The organism is Candidatus Poribacteria bacterium (assembly GCA_021295715.1).
Taxonomy (GTDB): Bacteria; Poribacteria; WGA-4E; order WGA-4E; family WGA-3G; genus WGA-3G.
Map to the genome: position 1 here is coordinate 30,285 of JAGWBV010000040.1, position 16,906 is coordinate 47,190.

General features: G+C 49.3%; 15 protein-coding genes. 4 read left to right on the top strand and 11 right to left on the bottom strand.

Annotated features, from left to right (window positions below; translation table 11 throughout):
* Positions 1-36: 36 nt before the first annotated feature.
* The 5 genes from J4G07_11530 to J4G07_11550 form a co-directional block, all read right to left on the bottom strand.
* Positions 37-1,167: an aminotransferase class I/II-fold pyridoxal phosphate-dependent enzyme gene (locus J4G07_11530; GenBank protein MCE2414628.1), complete on the bottom strand. Its 1,131-nt coding sequence runs from the start codon at positions 1,165-1,167 to the stop codon at positions 37-39.
* Positions 1,168-1,412: 245 nt separating this feature from the next.
* On the bottom strand, positions 1,413-1,976 hold the full coding sequence (locus J4G07_11535; protein MCE2414629.1) for an O-methyltransferase: 564 nt from the start codon (positions 1,974-1,976) through the stop codon (positions 1,413-1,415).
* 135 nt (positions 1,977-2,111) lie between these two features.
* Positions 2,112-2,894, bottom strand: coding sequence for a LamG domain-containing protein (locus J4G07_11540; GenBank protein ID MCE2414630.1), 783 nt, complete (start codon positions 2,892-2,894; stop codon positions 2,112-2,114).
* 88 nt (positions 2,895-2,982) lie between these two features.
* Positions 2,983-3,819, bottom strand: a complete 837-nt coding sequence (locus J4G07_11545) for an SMP-30/gluconolactonase/LRE family protein (protein ID MCE2414631.1) — start codon at positions 3,817-3,819, stop codon at positions 2,983-2,985.
* Positions 3,820-3,840: 21 nt separating this feature from the next.
* On the bottom strand, positions 3,841-5,013 hold the full coding sequence (locus tag J4G07_11550) for an FIST C-terminal domain-containing protein (GenBank protein ID MCE2414632.1): 1,173 nt from the start codon (positions 5,011-5,013) through the stop codon (positions 3,841-3,843).
* Between the two features lie 140 nt (positions 5,014-5,153).
* Here J4G07_11550 and J4G07_11555 point away from each other — a divergent pair, with 140 nt between their 5' ends.
* The 3 genes from J4G07_11555 to J4G07_11565 all read left to right on the top strand — a co-directional run bounded on the left by J4G07_11555 (position 5,154) and on the right by J4G07_11565 (position 7,347).
* Positions 5,154-5,591, top strand: a complete 438-nt coding sequence (locus J4G07_11555; GenBank protein ID MCE2414633.1) for a hypothetical protein — start codon at positions 5,154-5,156, stop codon at positions 5,589-5,591.
* A 154-nt stretch (positions 5,592-5,745) separates the two neighbouring features.
* A complete protein-coding gene (locus J4G07_11560) occupies positions 5,746-6,579 on the top strand; it encodes a bifunctional 5,10-methylenetetrahydrofolate dehydrogenase/5,10-methenyltetrahydrofolate cyclohydrolase (GenBank protein ID MCE2414634.1) in 834 nt (277 codons plus the stop codon).
* A 3-nt stretch (positions 6,580-6,582) separates the two neighbouring features.
* The gene (locus tag J4G07_11565) at positions 6,583-7,347 is read left to right on the top strand and encodes a 3-oxoacyl-ACP reductase FabG (protein MCE2414635.1); all 765 of its coding nucleotides are present in this window, start codon (positions 6,583-6,585) and stop codon (positions 7,345-7,347) included.
* A 266-nt stretch (positions 7,348-7,613) separates the two neighbouring features.
* Here J4G07_11565 and J4G07_11570 read toward each other — a convergent pair whose 3' ends face one another.
* Positions 7,614-8,738 carry a Gfo/Idh/MocA family oxidoreductase gene (locus tag J4G07_11570; GenBank protein ID MCE2414636.1) on the bottom strand — a complete coding sequence of 375 codons (1,125 nt, stop codon included), beginning with the start codon at positions 8,736-8,738 and terminating at the stop codon, positions 7,614-7,616.
* Positions 8,739-8,957: 219 nt separating this feature from the next.
* Here J4G07_11570 and J4G07_11575 point away from each other — a divergent pair, with 219 nt between their 5' ends.
* Complete coding sequence (locus J4G07_11575; protein ID MCE2414637.1) at positions 8,958-10,574, top strand: hypothetical protein; 1,617 nt, start codon at positions 8,958-8,960, stop codon at positions 10,572-10,574.
* An 87-nt stretch (positions 10,575-10,661) separates the two neighbouring features.
* Here the strand turns inward: J4G07_11575 and J4G07_11580 are convergent, their stop codons facing one another.
* The 5 genes from J4G07_11580 to J4G07_11600 all read right to left on the bottom strand — a co-directional run bounded on the left by J4G07_11580 (position 10,662) and on the right by J4G07_11600 (position 16,651).
* Positions 10,662-11,813, bottom strand: a complete 1,152-nt coding sequence (locus tag J4G07_11580) for an amidohydrolase/deacetylase family metallohydrolase (GenBank protein ID MCE2414638.1) — start codon at positions 11,811-11,813, stop codon at positions 10,662-10,664.
* A gap of 4 nt (positions 11,814-11,817) precedes the next feature.
* Positions 11,818-13,329, bottom strand: coding sequence for a HEAT repeat domain-containing protein (locus J4G07_11585; protein MCE2414639.1), 1,512 nt, complete (start codon positions 13,327-13,329; stop codon positions 11,818-11,820).
* A 337-nt stretch (positions 13,330-13,666) separates the two neighbouring features.
* Complete coding sequence (locus tag J4G07_11590) at positions 13,667-13,978, bottom strand: hypothetical protein (protein MCE2414640.1); 312 nt, start codon at positions 13,976-13,978, stop codon at positions 13,667-13,669.
* Between the two features lie 804 nt (positions 13,979-14,782).
* A complete protein-coding gene (locus J4G07_11595; protein MCE2414641.1) occupies positions 14,783-15,001 on the bottom strand; it encodes a hypothetical protein in 219 nt (72 codons plus the stop codon).
* A 9-nt stretch (positions 15,002-15,010) separates the two neighbouring features.
* Complete coding sequence (locus J4G07_11600) at positions 15,011-16,651, bottom strand: AAA-like domain-containing protein (GenBank protein MCE2414642.1); 1,641 nt, start codon at positions 16,649-16,651, stop codon at positions 15,011-15,013.
* Positions 16,652-16,906: the final 255 nt, after the last annotated feature.

Sequence of the window (16,906 nt, forward strand, 5' to 3'; positions counted from 1 at the left end):
GTGAACGGAGAACCCACAGAGTGTGCCTACTACTTTTCAGATTTTCGCTTTGATCTGCATCAAGCGTTCGACGGCTTCGGCGAGGATGGCGTCCGCCATACTAAACATGAACCGAAATTTCGTTCTGCCGAGGTGTGGGCGGCTGTAGAAACTCGAACCCGGCACACCACCGACGCCGATCTCTTTCACCAACCAATTCGCAAAGGCTGTGTCATCAGGGAACCCAAAATCGGTAATGTCGGTCATGATGTAATACGCACCCTCCGGTTCATGACAACGGAATCCGGCTTTCGTGAGGTGCTCAACGAGATATTTACGATTCTTGTCGTATTTCGCGACCAAGGTTGCGTGGTAACTCGGCGGCAAATTGAGGGCTACAACGCCCGCACGCTGCAGCGGATGCGGTGCCCCGACGGTCAAGAAGTCGTGCATTTTACGGATAGCATCTGTCAAAACCGCTGGGGCGATGACGTATCCCAATCGCCATCCCGTCATAGAATATGCCTTACTCAATCCCGATACGGTAATCGTCCGATCCCGCATTTCTGGTAGTGAACCGATACTGAGATGCGACGTATCATCATAAATCATGTGCTCGTATATTTCATCGGTGATCGCGAGGCAGTCGTATTCACAGCAAAGGGCGGCAATCTCTTGAAGTTCGTCTTGGGTGAAAACCTTACCGAGTGGGTTATTCGGCGTATTTATGACAATCGCCTTTGTGTTGGCAGAGAAAGCGTCTCGGAGTTCAGTCGCGTCGTAGGTAAAACGAATTGTGCCATCAGGTGCGGGTGTCTCTTGTAATGCCACATAGACGGGTGTTGCACCAGAGATAATAGTATCGGGTCCGTAGTTTTCATAAAAGGGTTCAAAGATGATAATTTCGTCGCTCGGATTGATGATTGCGAGAAGCGAGGAGAGCATGCCTTCCGTTGAACCGCACGTGACGGTCACATTTCTGTCCGGATCGGTCGGAATACAGTTGAACGTCGTCATCTTATGCGCGATTGCTTCACGAAACGCCGGTGCCCCCCACGTGATGCTGTACTGATTATAGCCTTCTTGGATCGCTTCAATCGCGGCGGCTTTGACTTCAGGAGGCGGTTGATATGCTGGCGTGCCTTGGGAGAGGTTGATTGCATCATAGCGCAGACAGAGTTGTGTCATACCGCGGATGACGGATTCGGTGAAACGGGTGGATTTGTCTGAAAGTTGAGATTGAACGGTGATTTTGAACACCCCTTCATCAAGGTGAATGTATTAAGCAATATTATGAAAGCAATATCAGGTTTTGAGGAAGGGTGGAAGCACAGGAAGACTGGAAGAAACGCCGTGTTCCCTATCTTCCAACTTTCCATCCCAATTGTGAATGCAAAACTTCAATGTTAATTCTTAAACTTGCTTATCAGCCCCTATGCCTCGGTTTTGTAACTCAAAATGATACCGTCGTCTAAAGGGATGTCAACTGAGTGTAGTAGCGGTGTGCTAAAGACGAATTCGACGTAGTCGGGCATTTCATCGCGCATTGTTACGGTGTCATCAGCGACAATCAGACCCCCAGGACGAATGTGGGGGAATGCCAATTCGAGGTAGCGTCGATACTCATGTTTCTCAGCATCAAGGAATACAAGATCAAAGGTGGCATCGCATTTCGGTATTTCGTCGAGTGCGTTTCCGACACGGACTTCGACGATACGCTCTAACCCGACTTCCTGAAGATGCGCCTGCGCTTCTTCAGCCCGTTTCTGATCGAACTCAAGGGTGATGAGTCTACCCCCTGTCTCCTTCAACGCGGCAGCGAGCCAGATTGTGGAGTAGCCGTTGCTTGTCCCGACTTCGAGCACGTTTTGTGCTTGAATGGTGCGGATAAGAATAGAGAGGAATTGTCCATTCTCCGGCGCGATATTGGTATACTGTTTTGCTGTCTTTTCGAGGCGTTTTAGGATGGATTCGTAATTTTCCATAGTGTCCGGCATCTCGCTGGCTTTCTTATATGAAGATGAGAAATTTATTTCGACAATTCCCTAACAATGTCCAGTGCGGTTACAAACCGCACCTACCGGTATGGAAAAATAAAGAGAGAGGCGACAAAAATTGCCGCCTCATTTTTGTTAGCGAAGTCTCTTAATTTTGCCCCAAGATGTGGCGAGTTTATCTTTTGGATTCACAGCCAAAAATTCATCAGCCCCCATCTCCATACTCTGTTCCATCTCGTCATCAGAGAGGGCGCGATTCCAGAGCCGAACTTCATCAACTATACCGGGCCACGCTTCACCAGACCAGGTCCCGATCTGAACTCGGCTCGTAGCACCTGCGGGTGCGACAGGGTTGTTAGAGTCCTGCTCGTGCGTGACTTTGCCGTCTACATAAATCTTAACTTTGCCTTTGTTGTCACTTGTATGGGTATAGGACAGGTAATACCATTTGCCGGTATCAAGTCCCGTCTTGTTATCGTTGATATCCAAGAACCCGCCGCCAGCACCGTTTGTCCAGACCTTGATGCCGTTTCCGGGGTTCATCCCATAGCCGAATCCGATGTGTCTTCCACCGCCACCCATGCGAGTGCCAAAAACGATTGCGTGGGCACTCGGCAGCCGGTCAAGATTAATCCATGCGGCTTGCGTGATTTCGTCTTCAATGTGGAAAACCGCGTCGTCCTCAACAGCGACAAAATCGCTGGACGCGCTGAATTCAAGAGCCTTTCCGAATTTACCATCAACCCACTTGGGTCCGCCGTTCAGTTCACCTATAAAGCCGTTTTCGGAAAAGTCATCAACCTTATCACCCGCACCTTCATCAAGCGGCATATAGAGAACGAGCCCTTCCAGCAAATCGGCAGCAGCATAAGTGCTGCAAACCAGGGCAAGCATTAAGACAATAAACAGTTGTTTCACTTGTTACCTCCATAGTAGATAATTATACGTATAATAATACCACAAAATGTAGCACCTGTCAAGGATGTTTCATCGTGGTGAAATAGGTTTACTGGAACAGCTGCCAACTTCTGCCGGGTAGGTCGACGCGAAACACCTCTACATTTCCTCGGTCTGCCATCGTGACGTAACACGTGCATCCATCTGAACCGCCGAAAGCGATATTGGAGCAAAGCTTACCCGTTAACTGGACTTCCAGCAGCACCTCACCTGCCGGTGAGAGTTTCGCGACTGTCCCTTTGCCGTGTCGAGTGACGTAAAGATTGCCTTCAATATCGCACCGCATGCCGTCCATGTTGAAATCCGGGAACTGGATCAGAAGGCGTTTGTTGCGAATCTCGCCTTCAGCTGATAGGTCATAAGCCCAGATGTTCCGTTGCGCGGATTCGTTGACATACAGCACCTTTTCATCAGGACTCACTTCGATACCGTTTGTAGTGCCCATACCTGCTTCCAGTAAAGTCACCGCTCCATCCGTATCGACCCGCCAGATTTGTCCAGTTGACGCACCCCAATTCGGGTCGCTGGCATAGAGGATATCGTTCGCACCTATGGCGATATCGTTCGGTTGATTCATGGTCGGCTCATGCGCATGGATAGTAATGTGCCGTGTGTCCATATCCACTTTCAGGACGTTGTGATTCGTGTAATCAGCGATGAACATGAACCCTTCGCTGTTGAAACGGATACCGTTGCCGATGCTACCGGTGGGAAGTTCGACAAAAACACTCGCTGCGCCGTCAGGTGTCACCTTGCCGATGGTGTGCTGCCGTTCGTAGTTAACAGCATATAGATTTCCCTCTGCATCACAGGCGGGTCCCTCGATTCCTGATGTAAATCCGTTAACGGATGTAAATTCTTGACTGACAAAAAGTTCTTCGTTCATTGACTTTGTGATTCCTCGAATTCAGTTTGCGGTGCAAAGCACGAACACACCGGTATAGGCATGTGCGAAGTTACGTCCACCGATCGGTGCGAACTCCGAATTCCCGAAAAACCCGATAACGGGGAGTCCTGGAAACTTCTCTTGAATCACACCGATGTCGTGATTTGCTACACCATATAATCCCTTACCACGACCTAAGCAGTTGAAATAGAGCCCGAAGGCAGGTGTGTGTTGACGTGTTCTTTCAGCTAATTGTGTAATAATATCCTGGATTTCTTCTGCGGCGGCGTTAGGATTTCGTAAATGGAACTGCACCAATTGTCCTTCCGTTACCTCCTCAGATACAGCCAGGGCATCATGCTCCTCATTAATACCGACAAGATTACGAATTAGAAAATCTCCCCGGATCGGATTTTTGTTTTCAGGATCCATCGCGATACCGACGAAAACTGTGCCACCTGAGCGACGAATATCGTCCTGTGTTAGCAATTGTAGGCTTCCCTTAAATTGTTCCAATGCAGGTTCACCGTCCAACTCGAAAATAACGCGTCCCTCTGCTCTTGTGACTTCACGGGGTCTACCGATGGGTTGACATCCTTGTGCAACGCCGATCTCCGTGTTGAAGTCACCCGTCAAGAGGATACCCGTCAGTCCACCTTCTGTTGCCTCTTCTCCCTTCCAATGATACATCTGTGCCCCTGTCGCATCGCCAGAAACAGCGGCACCCACGACAGGTAATTCTGTTCCGTCATCACCAATATGCTTCACGAGTTCTGCTGGATTCACGGCTCGAACATCTGGGAAAATGACGAGAAGGGAGTCATCACCGAGTCCAGACTGAATATCTTTTTCTATCTGTTTGCCCACTTCCGCTGCTGTCCCGTGTGCACTGAAGGATACTGCCGAAAGTTGCTCACTACGGATAACCATGACTGCGAGGGCTGGTTCTTCTTCAAACTCCCCTGCTGAGGTCAGAACGCTCAGCCCGCTACATCCAATGAGTTCATCACAATTGGAGTTAGAGTGAACCACTTGGTACAGGTCCTCATATTCCGTTTGATAGTTAATGGTTGCAAATACGATGGCGAGATCGGCTTTGGCGATACCTGCGTTTCCCATTGCCATTAGTGTTGCGCGCGCTGCGGCTTCCACAGTTGAGAGACTTTGCGAATGCCCCACACCTACATGAATCATCTGTCCCACCTCCCCTTTTGCCGTAAATAATACAGTATCCACAAGAAAAGGTCAACAATTAGCTTAAAAAGGCAACAGGTTTTTCGTTGACAATCCGTGCAGGTCGTGTTATTATATTTTTAAATTCGACGCAGGACATTTTGAAAAAATTGGGCGCGTTCTGGCGAGCCGTAAGAGACTTTTGGAGAACAGGGAAAGCGGGGGTTGCCCTGTTTCTGGTTTCTCTCTTTGTTACCATCTATGGTTATATTGCTTTAGACTATGAACTAACGAGGGGTTGGCAGGGACACGAATCTGTTCAAAATGTGCTGAAAGATATTTCGGACTTTATTCCCGTTGGTGCAGCATTCGTTGGAATGATCGTGGGAGGCATAGATTTACTCATGTTATTGTCAGATTGGTATTTAGCGAGACAAGAAAAGCGAATTCAGGCTGCCAAAGCTGAGGGCAAAGCCGAGGGCAAAGCTGAGGTTTACCAAGAGATCGCGGCATGGCATGCGCGTCGAACGGCAGCGGAAGCGCGAGGCGAGACATTCACGGAACCGCCTCCCAGTGTGCCACAAAACGGCACTGAATAGGGTGTCTAACGTCAGAGAGTCACCAACTTCTACAGGTGGAGACTCTCTTTTGCTTTAGAAGTGTCGGGATTCAGAAATCCCTCCTACAAGAGAACGAAATAATTCCGCGATACCACATTGCGTCAAGAGATGTGTAAATTGGAGGAAAAAGGATTTGTCAGCAGAACTCCTTAAGGGTAGTCAACTTGCGAAGCGCGTCCGGAGCCAGATCCGGCGAAAAATTAAAAAACTCACGTTTACTCCAGGTCTTGCTGTTGTCCAAGTAGGTGACGATCCTGCCTCAACGCTCTATATCAAACACAAACAACGTGATTGTGAAAAGGTGCATTTCCACTCCGAAGTCCATCGCTTACCCGTAGACATTAACCAAGACACCCTAATTGCACACGTTGAAGCCCTAAATGCGCGTGCGGATATCCATGGAATACTGGTGCAAATGCCACTACCAGAGGGTATAGAGAGAGAGGCAGTCATTGATAAGATTCATCCACATAAAGATGCAGACGGGCTGAATCCCGTCAATTTAGGGAATCTTCTCATCAACCGCGAGGGTGTGACACCTTGCACCCCGACAGGAATTATTCGCCTGATTGAACTGACAGGTGAACCGATTGAAGGCAAACATGCCGTCTGTATCGGTAGGAGTCCACTGGTCGGGAAATCTGTTGGATTGATGCTGCTGAATCGGAATGCTACCGTTACGTATTGTCATTCCCGAACGGTAGACTTGACGGCGAAGGTTCAGAAAGCAGATATTCTCGTCGCTGCAGTTGGTAGACCGGAATTTGTAACTGCGGACATGGTGAAACCTGGGGCTATCGTCATTGATGTCGGGATTAACCATGTCAATGGACGGGCTGTTGGGGATGTTAAATTTGAAGAAGTTAAAGAGATGGCTGGATTTATTACCCCTGTCCCCGGCGGGGTTGGTCCTATGACACGCGCAATGTTATTAGAAAATACTTTGAAATTAGCGATTGGAGGCTAAAATATGGCGTTTCCAGGATTTGAATTGAAAGATAAGGTCATGTTAATCACGGGTTCCGGTAAAGGCATCGGCAGGGGGATTGCGCTCGCCGCTGCACAGATGGGTGCAAAAATCATCTTAAACAGCCGGACTCCCTCTGATCTTGAGGAGGTAGCGAGCGAAATCCGTGAGAACGGAGGTGAAGCGGAGTCGGTTGTGTTTGATGTGAGCGATATGGCACAGGTTGCGACAGGCGCACAAGCCGCACTCGATGTATGGGGTAGAGTCGATGTCCTCGTCAATAACGCTGGCACTAACCGTCCGAAACCTGCGCTCGAGTTAACAGAAGAAGATTGGGATGCGATCTATGATCTGAATCTTAAAGGACTGTTCTTCCTAACGCAGATGCTCGTGAAACCGATGATAGAGCGGGAAAACGGGAAGATTATCAATATCTCTTCGACGATGGGGTTGGTAGGGGGTCCGTTACGGACTGCCTATTCAGGGAGTAAAGGCGGTGTTGTGCTGTTAACGAAGGGGCTTGCCGTTGAGTGGGCACCCCATAACGTCACCGTGAACGCTGTAGCACCGGCGTTTACGCGGACACCGCTCGCCGATGTGCTTTTACAACGTAAGGAATTCTATGAAGACGTTGTTCGCCGTATTCCAATGGGACGTGTCGGTGAGGTGGATGAGGTAGTCGGCGCGGTACTTTTCTTAGCATCGGATGCAGCGAACTGGGTGACTGGACAAACGATCGCCGTTGATGGTGGATGGGTTGCTTGGTAGTTTTCACTGTTCTCAGAACTACAGGCGCGGTTTTTTAACCGCGCCTATTTTTTCTCTACTGTCTCCGAAGACGTTTCAGTGTACTCGGTGGACTTGAAGGGATAAGGATCGCTCCAGAATTTGAGACCGAGGCTCATATTACCCTTAAAGTCAAGTGTAAGTAGGCAACCTTGACTCCTATCACTTAGAGGATTTCCAGGGTATTTTTAGGTTTTAGCACGTAGGTCCCTTACAACCAATGCGGAAATGCTACGTGCTGGTGCTCATCAACTTTGACACACAACCGGTTTTTGCTCCACATAGCACCGCACAATGTTAATAATGAGTGCAATGTCGTTCCGCGCAGATTCCAGCGAGGTATAACACGGCTCGCCTTCTATGATGCACGCATGGAAATGACGTAACTCCCGCACGAACGCGCTTTCCCACTCAACAGCCGGTGTCTTGCTATAGGTTGTGCCATCGGCATCTATTCCGTGTATCGTTACCTCTGACAGGATACCCCGTGAAAAACCGGTCGGATAGGAGACAATGACGCGTTTGGTATCGCCATAGATTTCCAGCGTCTCTTTAAAGTCCCAGAGATCCGGTAGGTCCACCCATGTGGCGACACAGCGTGCGCCATTCGGATAGCCTAACACAATTGTCACACCGCGTCCTTCCGACCAGACTTCCGCGCTAACCACCTCACTCGGTGAACCGAGCATTACCCGTAGACTGTAGATATCGTGGATCATGCTACCAGCAAGCAAGTAGAACACTCGTGCTGCCTTGCTTTGGATGGCACTTTCGAGTCCGGTTTCGGACAGAACTTCACCGATGGCTTCGGCTTGTGCTTTTTCACGCGCCGCGCCCGCAGGTTTAAATGCGTCCGCAGGAACATCGTCGAATCGTTCGACATCGAATTGGCTCAAATGTAGGTTATTATTCGGGTGGAGATGGTTGATTTGCACGAATCGGTAACTCTCCATTGCATCCACTTCGCGCTTGGCGAGTTGAAAGGCTGGATCATGCACCTTCATGTATCCTGCTTGCGCGACAGTGTCCGCTTCACGTTGAGCAGCGAGCATCGCATCCATTTCTTGAAGTGAAAAGCAGACGGGTTTTTCTATAAAAACATGCTTTCCCGCTTTAAACGCAGCGAGTGCGACTTCCGTCTTTGGATCCCCGTGGCAAAGCAGAACAGCATCCACATCTGTGCTGAGCAACTCATTGTAATCTGTCACGAATTTCGGAACATGAAACCGCTTTGAGACGGCTTGTGCAGCACTACGCGAAAGATCACAAACGATAGACACTTCAAATTCTCGATGAAGTGCGGTAAGATTCGGGAGATGATGTACCTGTGCGATTGCACCACATCCGATAACACCTATCCGTATACGACTCATATCTTTTAGCCTCCAGTAGATAACGCTTTCTATATGCTTTATCGTATCACATACACGAAATAGGTGCAATGTTTGGTTGTCAGTTGTCAGTAATCAGCGGTCAGCAGTTGGGATTCAGAAATTTCCTACGGAAAGATTCAGATAGAGGGCGGTTGACAATAAAAGCGAAAACTCTCATAATACATGCAACAGATTCTGTGAAAAGCGGAGGTTATAGATATGGACATAGCAATAATTCCGTGGCAAATGGTACTTCTGTGTGGATTATCTGTATGTGTTGGCTGGGGAATACGCGGCAACTTCGGACATGAATATGGTGCAGCACTCGCTGGCGCACTTGGAGCAATTGCAATTGCACTGCTCTCTGGACGAGAGGATTGGTGGCGGCATGTTCACTACTTCGCCTTGTTTGGGGCAATCGGTTGGTCCTTCGGTGGCAGCATGTCATATATGATGGTCGTTGGATATAGCCACTCTTCACAGCCATTGACTGTGTTTTACGGCTTTGCGAATCTGTTCGTTATCGGTTTCCTATGGGCAGCCCTCGGCGGTGCCGGAACCGCACTGCCTGCGTTTCTGACGCATAGCCAATTGTCTCTGCTCTTTACACCGATCGCTGCGGTCTTCATCGGGTGGTCGCTTCAGGCGGTGATTATTGATCGGGTGCTCGCACCGAAACGGATGCAACGACACGAGAGTCCGCTCTATTGGTACGACACGGATTGGGTGTCCGCATTGGTGGCGATCGTTGCGGCACTGATTGTCGCACTCATCCGTGGCGGTTTGGACATGGGCACGAACCTCGTCCTGTATCTGGGCATCTGTTGGTTCGTTGGGTTCTTGTTGCTGGTGAACGTGTGTCGTCTCCGTATGACACCCCCGCGTGGGGACAACTGGGCAGGCTGTGTCGGTATGGTGATCGGGATCTTGGGATACTGTTCGCGTTATGAACTCAGCGGTGTGGCTTTCACTACGCTGATGGCGGGGTTCGGAGGTGGTATTGCGTTCTCATTTGGACAATTGCTGAAACTCATCTATATCTGGATCGGGAACCGAACGAATTGTCACACGAACTGGCACAGTGTCATGGAGCAGACACAAGGCTTCCTATTCGGACTTGGTATCGCAATACCGTTCGGTCTCCTTCTTAACCGAGCACCACTTTTAGAAACCAACTCGAATCTCCCACAATGGATGGAAATATTCGCTGTGTTCACTGTGCTGATTCTACTGACATACGTCAACTATCGGAAAGCGGCAGGGACATGGGTGGATTTGGTCGAAGGCTTACCGGAGCGGTTTTTTGGTCTGCCCGTCGTCGGTTGGTTTCGGCATTCGAGAGGCTGGATAGGCTGGTTTGAACTTTTTTATATCGGTCTCGGTATCGCCTGCGTATGGCTTTTGTCGGTGCACTTCCGAGAACCGCTTGCTTTTATCCCTACGAGCTGGTTGGGGAAGGGGCAGCTGCTCTATTTTGTATTCCTGTGGTGGGTGGTCATCTTCAACTTTGAACGCGCTTTGGTCGGTTTCAGTCCACATCGACTCGTAACGGAAGGTGTGATTACACTCAACGCCATTATCTGTACCGTGCTGATGGGACTCGGTCCACTGTCGGTTCCGAAACAGACAGGGAGTCTCTTTTCGTTCACCGAATGGGTGTGGCAGACATTGATTTGGGGCATGGTCGTGCTGGTGGGATCAACCGTTGTGTTTTGGGGGGTGAAGCATCTACTTTTCGGAAAGGAACATGCTCCGGGTGCCTCTCTGCATATCCGCTTTGGACCGGATTCCAATGCCCCGAAGGCGAAACCGAAAGAAGGGGAACAGCATCCGTGATGCGGAAGATCCGGGTTACAAACCTCTCCCACAAGTATTGCAGCCGATCGGTGCGGTTAGAAACCGCACCTACCGTGATTAGGGAATTTAGATGTGGGTATGCCGTTGGCGATACACTTGTCCGCCTTTGACAACGACGACAGGTTCCAATATTTGTTTGCCGACTCTAACTTGATCATGGGCATCTACGAGTTGGAATTCACCCTCGCGCAACTCAAAAATCACCGCGTCTCCCCACGCATCAACAGCCAATGTTCCGACCTGTCCCGGCATCAGGATGGTCTCTGCCGGAATGCTCGTGACCTTCGCCAAAGCATCGTCAAGCGACATACCGAGATACAGGAATTTGTTGACGACATTGACGAGATCGTAAACGGGGCCGTGGACGTTATAAATGTGCAGGTCGGACGAAATTGTCGTGGGTTCAACGCCTTGCGCCATCGCTTTCTGAACGACATCCCAACTGAAAGAACCTGCGCCATGTCCAACATCGAAGATAACACCACGTTCAATCGCCGCATGGACAGCGTCCCGAATCCTGTCGTTCTCATCCAAGATGCCGCACGCCATATCGTGGAAACAGTGCGTTAGAATATCACGTTCACCCATCAGTGCCAATATATCGTCTATAGACTCACACCACGCGTCCTGTGGATGAACCATCAGGGGTAATCCAGCCGCATCAGCGGCTTCACGCGCCCTGTGTAACGGTAGCATTTTCGCTCTCTCACCGACGATCGTCTCCCGCGTCAACCGCACTTTGACCCCCAAAATGATGTCGCGATGCTGCTCTATCATTTGGCACGCTTTTCCGACATCCGCATAGTCAGGGTTTTCCAACTCGCCAATCTCCTGCGTGAGCATACCTTGTGAAGAGATATTCAACTGTGCGAGGATACGTGTGTCGCTTACGTCAATGACGTATTTACGGAAACCGGGAAACGTGTCCGCCCCTGCTGAACCCGCATCGACGACTGTCGTTGCCCCGCGTGCCAAGCACGTCGGATCGGGTTCAATCCCGAAATGGCTTACGCCGTAGAAGACATGCACGTGTAAGTCGATTAAGCCGGGCGTGACGAAACACCCTTCCGCATCTAATACTTCGCGTGCTTCGGAGGTCGGTATATCGTCGCTGATTGCCGAGACGCGACCATTCGCAAACGCAACGTCTTTGCGCGCATGGATGCCCTGCGCAGGATCAACAACGGTTCCATTTTTAATGATGAGATCATAGTTCATAAGATTAGAATGTGCTTTCACGATTTGTAATCGGACACCACCGCGCCATCAACAAATAATCAAATAACGCCGATTCCGCTTCTGGCGTGTCGATGCGTTTCAGTGCCAAGACAGCATTGTCTCGGACATACCGGTTTTCATCACTGAATGCTTTTGCTAATACTGGAATAGCGTCGCTTGATGCGGGCCCAATCTGTGCCAATGCTAATGCGGCTTCAAACCGCGCTTGATCGTCCTCATCACTTGCGACCATATCTGTCAGGACAGGCACAGCTGGAGCGGCAATGGGGCCCAGTCCACCGAAGGCTTCGGCGAGATAGCGACGGACCTCAACGCATTCGTCTTTTGTGCGTTCCATCAATGCCGGGACAGCAGATTCCGCTGGATTTCCTATTTGTGCCAAAGCATAAGCGGCTTCGACGCGAACGGCATCTTCAGGATGTTGCAGTGCTTCACTCAACGCAGGAACAGCCGGTTCACCGACCGCCGCTAATGCATACGCCCCCATCCGTCGCATAATTGGGTCTTCCACACCGAGCGTTTCAATCAGTTCGGGAACAGCTGGTGCCCCAATGGATCCGAGCGCATACGCGGCGTTCAGTCGGACAGGTTCATAAACATCACACAATGCTTGGATGAGGCGCGAAATCGCCGCTGCTGCGGATTCACCTAACCTCCCTAAGTCGTCAGCGGCACGGGATCGGACAGCCACATCATCATCACCCAATTCGGCAATGTGCATCGCCAAGTTTCCATTGGAAACCGACTGCGTCGAATGCCCGTTGGACTCACCCGCCATCCAATTCCAGACATGTCGCCATGTCCCTTGATGCGTGGGCGTTGCTGAATCAACATCTTTTAGTTTCCAGTGCGGATCCGTTACATTCCACTCCGGTTTCTGCGGCGCGTCCATCCGAACGAACTGAAACTTCATCATGTAGCGTGTTTTGTCCGTCAGGTTTGCCATGGCGCGATGCCACAAGTCAAAATGGATAATCGTTAGGGTACCTGCTGCCCCACTGAGTGCCAATTCACCATCATTATCCTTAGTGATACGCGTATCATAGTACTGCGTTCCCGGTAAGACTGCCGAGGGTCCGATTTCGAGCGGTGAGTCCTGTGGATAGTAGAACGCCATCGCCCAGCGTGGACAGTGGTGCCGGACTTTATGATAGCCCCAGTAACTATCCTTGTGGAATCCCTGTCCATCGCTGTGCGGACGGTTTTGATGGGGGTGCCGATGGGAATGCATGGCGTAATTCTCGCCCAGAATACTCGTAAATGCACCACGGACAGCAGGTTCCTCAAAAACGGCTTGCAATTCGGGAACGCGTGGCAAAATGTTGTTTCCCAAATTTCCCTCTTTCGCCGTGAGTTCCTGCGTTTTTCGGTAGATAGTTTCATGGAAACTGCGCGGCAGATCGGCTTTTATGGTGAGATGTCCATTGACAATAAATTCCCGCATCTGTGCGTCGGTCAGTTTATGGCTTTCCTTTAGTTGTGAACTCGCTTGCATGGTCAAACTCCCTTTTAAGGGTTATCAGTTGTCGGTCGTGAGTTATCGGTGATTCCTATTTTTCGCGGTGCTTTTTCCTGTCAGAATCAGGATTTACAGGATTTTAAGATTTGCAGGATAATCGTTGATAGTCAGTTGTCTGGATTCGGATATCCCTCCTACCAGAGATCTAAACATTCCTAACCTATTTTACTTGACCCGCATTTATTTGTCATCTGTTTTAATTCGGCGTGTGGGTATTTTGGTAGTTGTCTGAATCGCGGATTCTCACGGATTTCACAGATTTCGCGGATTTTGGGGGGCTTCTGTCAAATGGACGGGGCAACTGAGGTTAATTTCAATTCCTTTCAAGTTGTATCGTATATGCCATCAAGGGTCCGATTATTTTTTCTGAGACATCTTCACTTGAAAACATGGATTCCACCTCTTGCAGCACTACGCTTTTTTCTTCGTCGTCGATGATCTCTTCCCACGGATTGAATTTAAGATGTTTTTCCAACTTCGCGATTGGAAAGATCATCTTGCGACGCAAACTTACTTGTATGCACATAACCTCAAGTGCTCTCTCTTTGCCGATAAAAGGTACATCGTTCTTATTAACGATGAGTATCCAATTAGGTAATTTCGCTATCGGATGCAGTATGTTCATAAGGATCCCTTAACTATGGGATATCAATTGTCTGAATCAGGATTTTCAGGATTCAAGGATTTTCAGGATTACATATCCTTGTTGCGGGAAAGCCTATCCAAAATAGTATTCAGCCCGCAGTGGTCAGCAATCAGAAATAAACAACTGAAGATACACCTTTTTATAGTAGATCCTACAATTACTAAAGTTTGGACAATCTTGATCAGGTTCCTGTCTGATTTTCAAAGCCTCTGTGATTTTTCTCAGGATTCTTGACGCAAACGCAACTGAAAAAAAATAAGTCCCAAAGCGGCAGCCCCAGCGGGGCGACAGGTGGAAATTCTAAAAATTGTCCAAAGCTTAGTACAATTAACATTACATTATTGAATTGTAGGAGGGGGGAAACACCCAAGCAAAAACACCCCGATTCCCGACTGCCAGCGGGTTGGGTCGCGATTCGGAGGGTACGCCCCCTACAGAAGAGATGTGAACTTAATTATGGGCTTTACTATAACTGATAGCCGACAGCTGACCGCCATTCCCCAATTCGCCACGAGCAGGAAGGTATCTTCAGACGAACTGTGGGAAACACTTGAAGGAAATTGCCTCGCGTTTCAATTCCCTACGAGCGGGGGGCATCCTTCTTGAAGTCATAGGCAGCATGGGCAGCCAGTTTCAATTCCCTACGAGCGGGAAGGGGCATTCAGACCCGATGATGGGATCGTTACATTCGCCGAACCGATACGATAGTTTCAATTCCCTACGAGCGGGAAGGGGCATTCAAAACAGTAATCAGCTATCAGCCGTTAGCAACCAGAAACTCTCTTACTGATAGCCGACGGCTGACTGCCGACTGCCATTCCTCATTCCCTTCAAACGGGAAGGCATCTCCAAAGGGCAACAACTAATCCTAAGACGAGGACTATTGTCATATTCCTCATTCCCTACGAACGGGAAGGCATCTCCAAAGAGACCCCATTTTGCACCCAGTTCAGCCGTAGCACCGTACACCCCAAAACCAAACGCGAAAAAATTGTCCTTCATTTGCACCCGTTATTCATACATTTGAAGGACATAGCAATGAATCGTCACACCCTCGACGATCGAGGTTTCAATACGAGGTTCCGGTCCCTGCCTATGATCGAACACGATGTAGAACCCCTCGGTCACACCCTCTAACTTAAGATACCTCGCGAGCTGCCGCTTCCCTGACTGATAATAGTGCGTGCCTCGCCAAATCTTTGTCTCAACGATGTATTTTCGCTGATTATGCGTCACAATGATATCCATCCGCCCGCGCCCGGTTTGAACTTCAATGTGCATCATACCACCGATCCGTCTGACAAACGCGTCAAGATATGCCATCAAAAGATACTGTCCGACCGATTCCTGCGGTGTATCCGGCATTTGTAGTATTCTGAAACCCGCACGGACAATGAAGTCTCGGAAGTTATTCAGTAGCGATCCCATATCAATCCGCCCTGTAGACATGAGATAGTCATCAAAGCCATTGTCTGTGTCGTCTGGTAGGTATCTATCTTCTAAGCCGTTCACCGTCGGCTTGAACGTGCGGAGGATACGATACAGATAGATCGGGTTGAGAATTTCACACATACCATCGATCCCCTCTTGAATGACTCCGTAAGTTGCTAATTCACTGATGATGTCGTCGTCCAAATTAAAGTCTACACCTTCATCGCGCGTCATGATGTGCATCAGGACGCTTTCAAAACGGGGATCCCTACGGATATTGGTCGTGAGATGATCAATATTCGTGTTCCGCTCGCGTAGGAGTCGTGTGTGTGCGGTTGTAAAGTGTGCTATCGTAATCGGTTCGTTCTTTGGAATGTCCAACGTCTCCGTGAGGATCTGCGCTAACCGATTCACCAGCACGGGTTGCCCTGCCGTCTGCTTATGAATGGATTCTATGACCTCTGGCATGAAGATTTGCCCAACTTCTTCTGTGTATTGTCTGAGGAGTTCACGTACCTGTTCAAGGGTAAAGTTGGGTAAGCGGAATTCGTCTTGGATATTGAAAGGTGAAACCGATCGGTCATAGTCGAGTTGGGTAATACTCTTGACACCTACGATGCCAACACTGTGCGGACACCGAGGTTCGTCGGAGAGATAGATAAGGCGGAGCGCATACAAGAAATCGCTTAAGGCACTTTGAGGTATACCATCAAACTCGTCTATCATCAGAACAATCCGCTGATTTTGCAGGATCCTCTGAAGCTCTCTGAAAAAGTCAATCATCGAAATATGGGTCGTGAGCGGGGTGGCATCTAAAAACTGAGACAGAGCAGGCATATGCCGCTGTTTCTGAAAAACGCTTTCGATTTGGGACCGGATCCCTTTTGATAGGTACGTGTAAAACTCAGGGATTGATAAATTGCGACACACCTGAAAATCAAGGCGGATTGGGAAGTAGGCAGCCTCAGATGTGGGAGAAGCAGCGTTCTGTCGGGCGGTTTCGTGGCGTGCAGGTTCAACTTGTGATCCCGTTCCTGGTCCTTCGCTGAGTACGTCAATGACGCACCGGAAGAACGTTGTTTTGCCCGTTTGTCGCGGTGCGAAAAGCACAATATACTTACCCGCTCTGACACGGTTGATGAAGTCGGCAATCTCGTTTGTGCGGGGGACAAAATAGTGTTGTGCGGGGTCGACGCGCCCTTCAGTACCAAATCTTCTCATTTGCTGCAGAATTCCTTATCTTTCCACCGAACTCATGTTATTGTTAAGTATATCCACATTTGCACAAATGTCAATCTTTAAATAATAGCAGTTTCTACACATTTTTCGCCCCGCTGGGGCTTAAGGGGCTGATAGGCGTGAGGCTTTTATCCTGCCAATCTTCAAATCCCGAAAATCCCGATTCAGACAGACAATCAACAAAAACTTTACACCTCCCAATACTGTTATTTTCCTTGACACGAATTTATTTCTCGG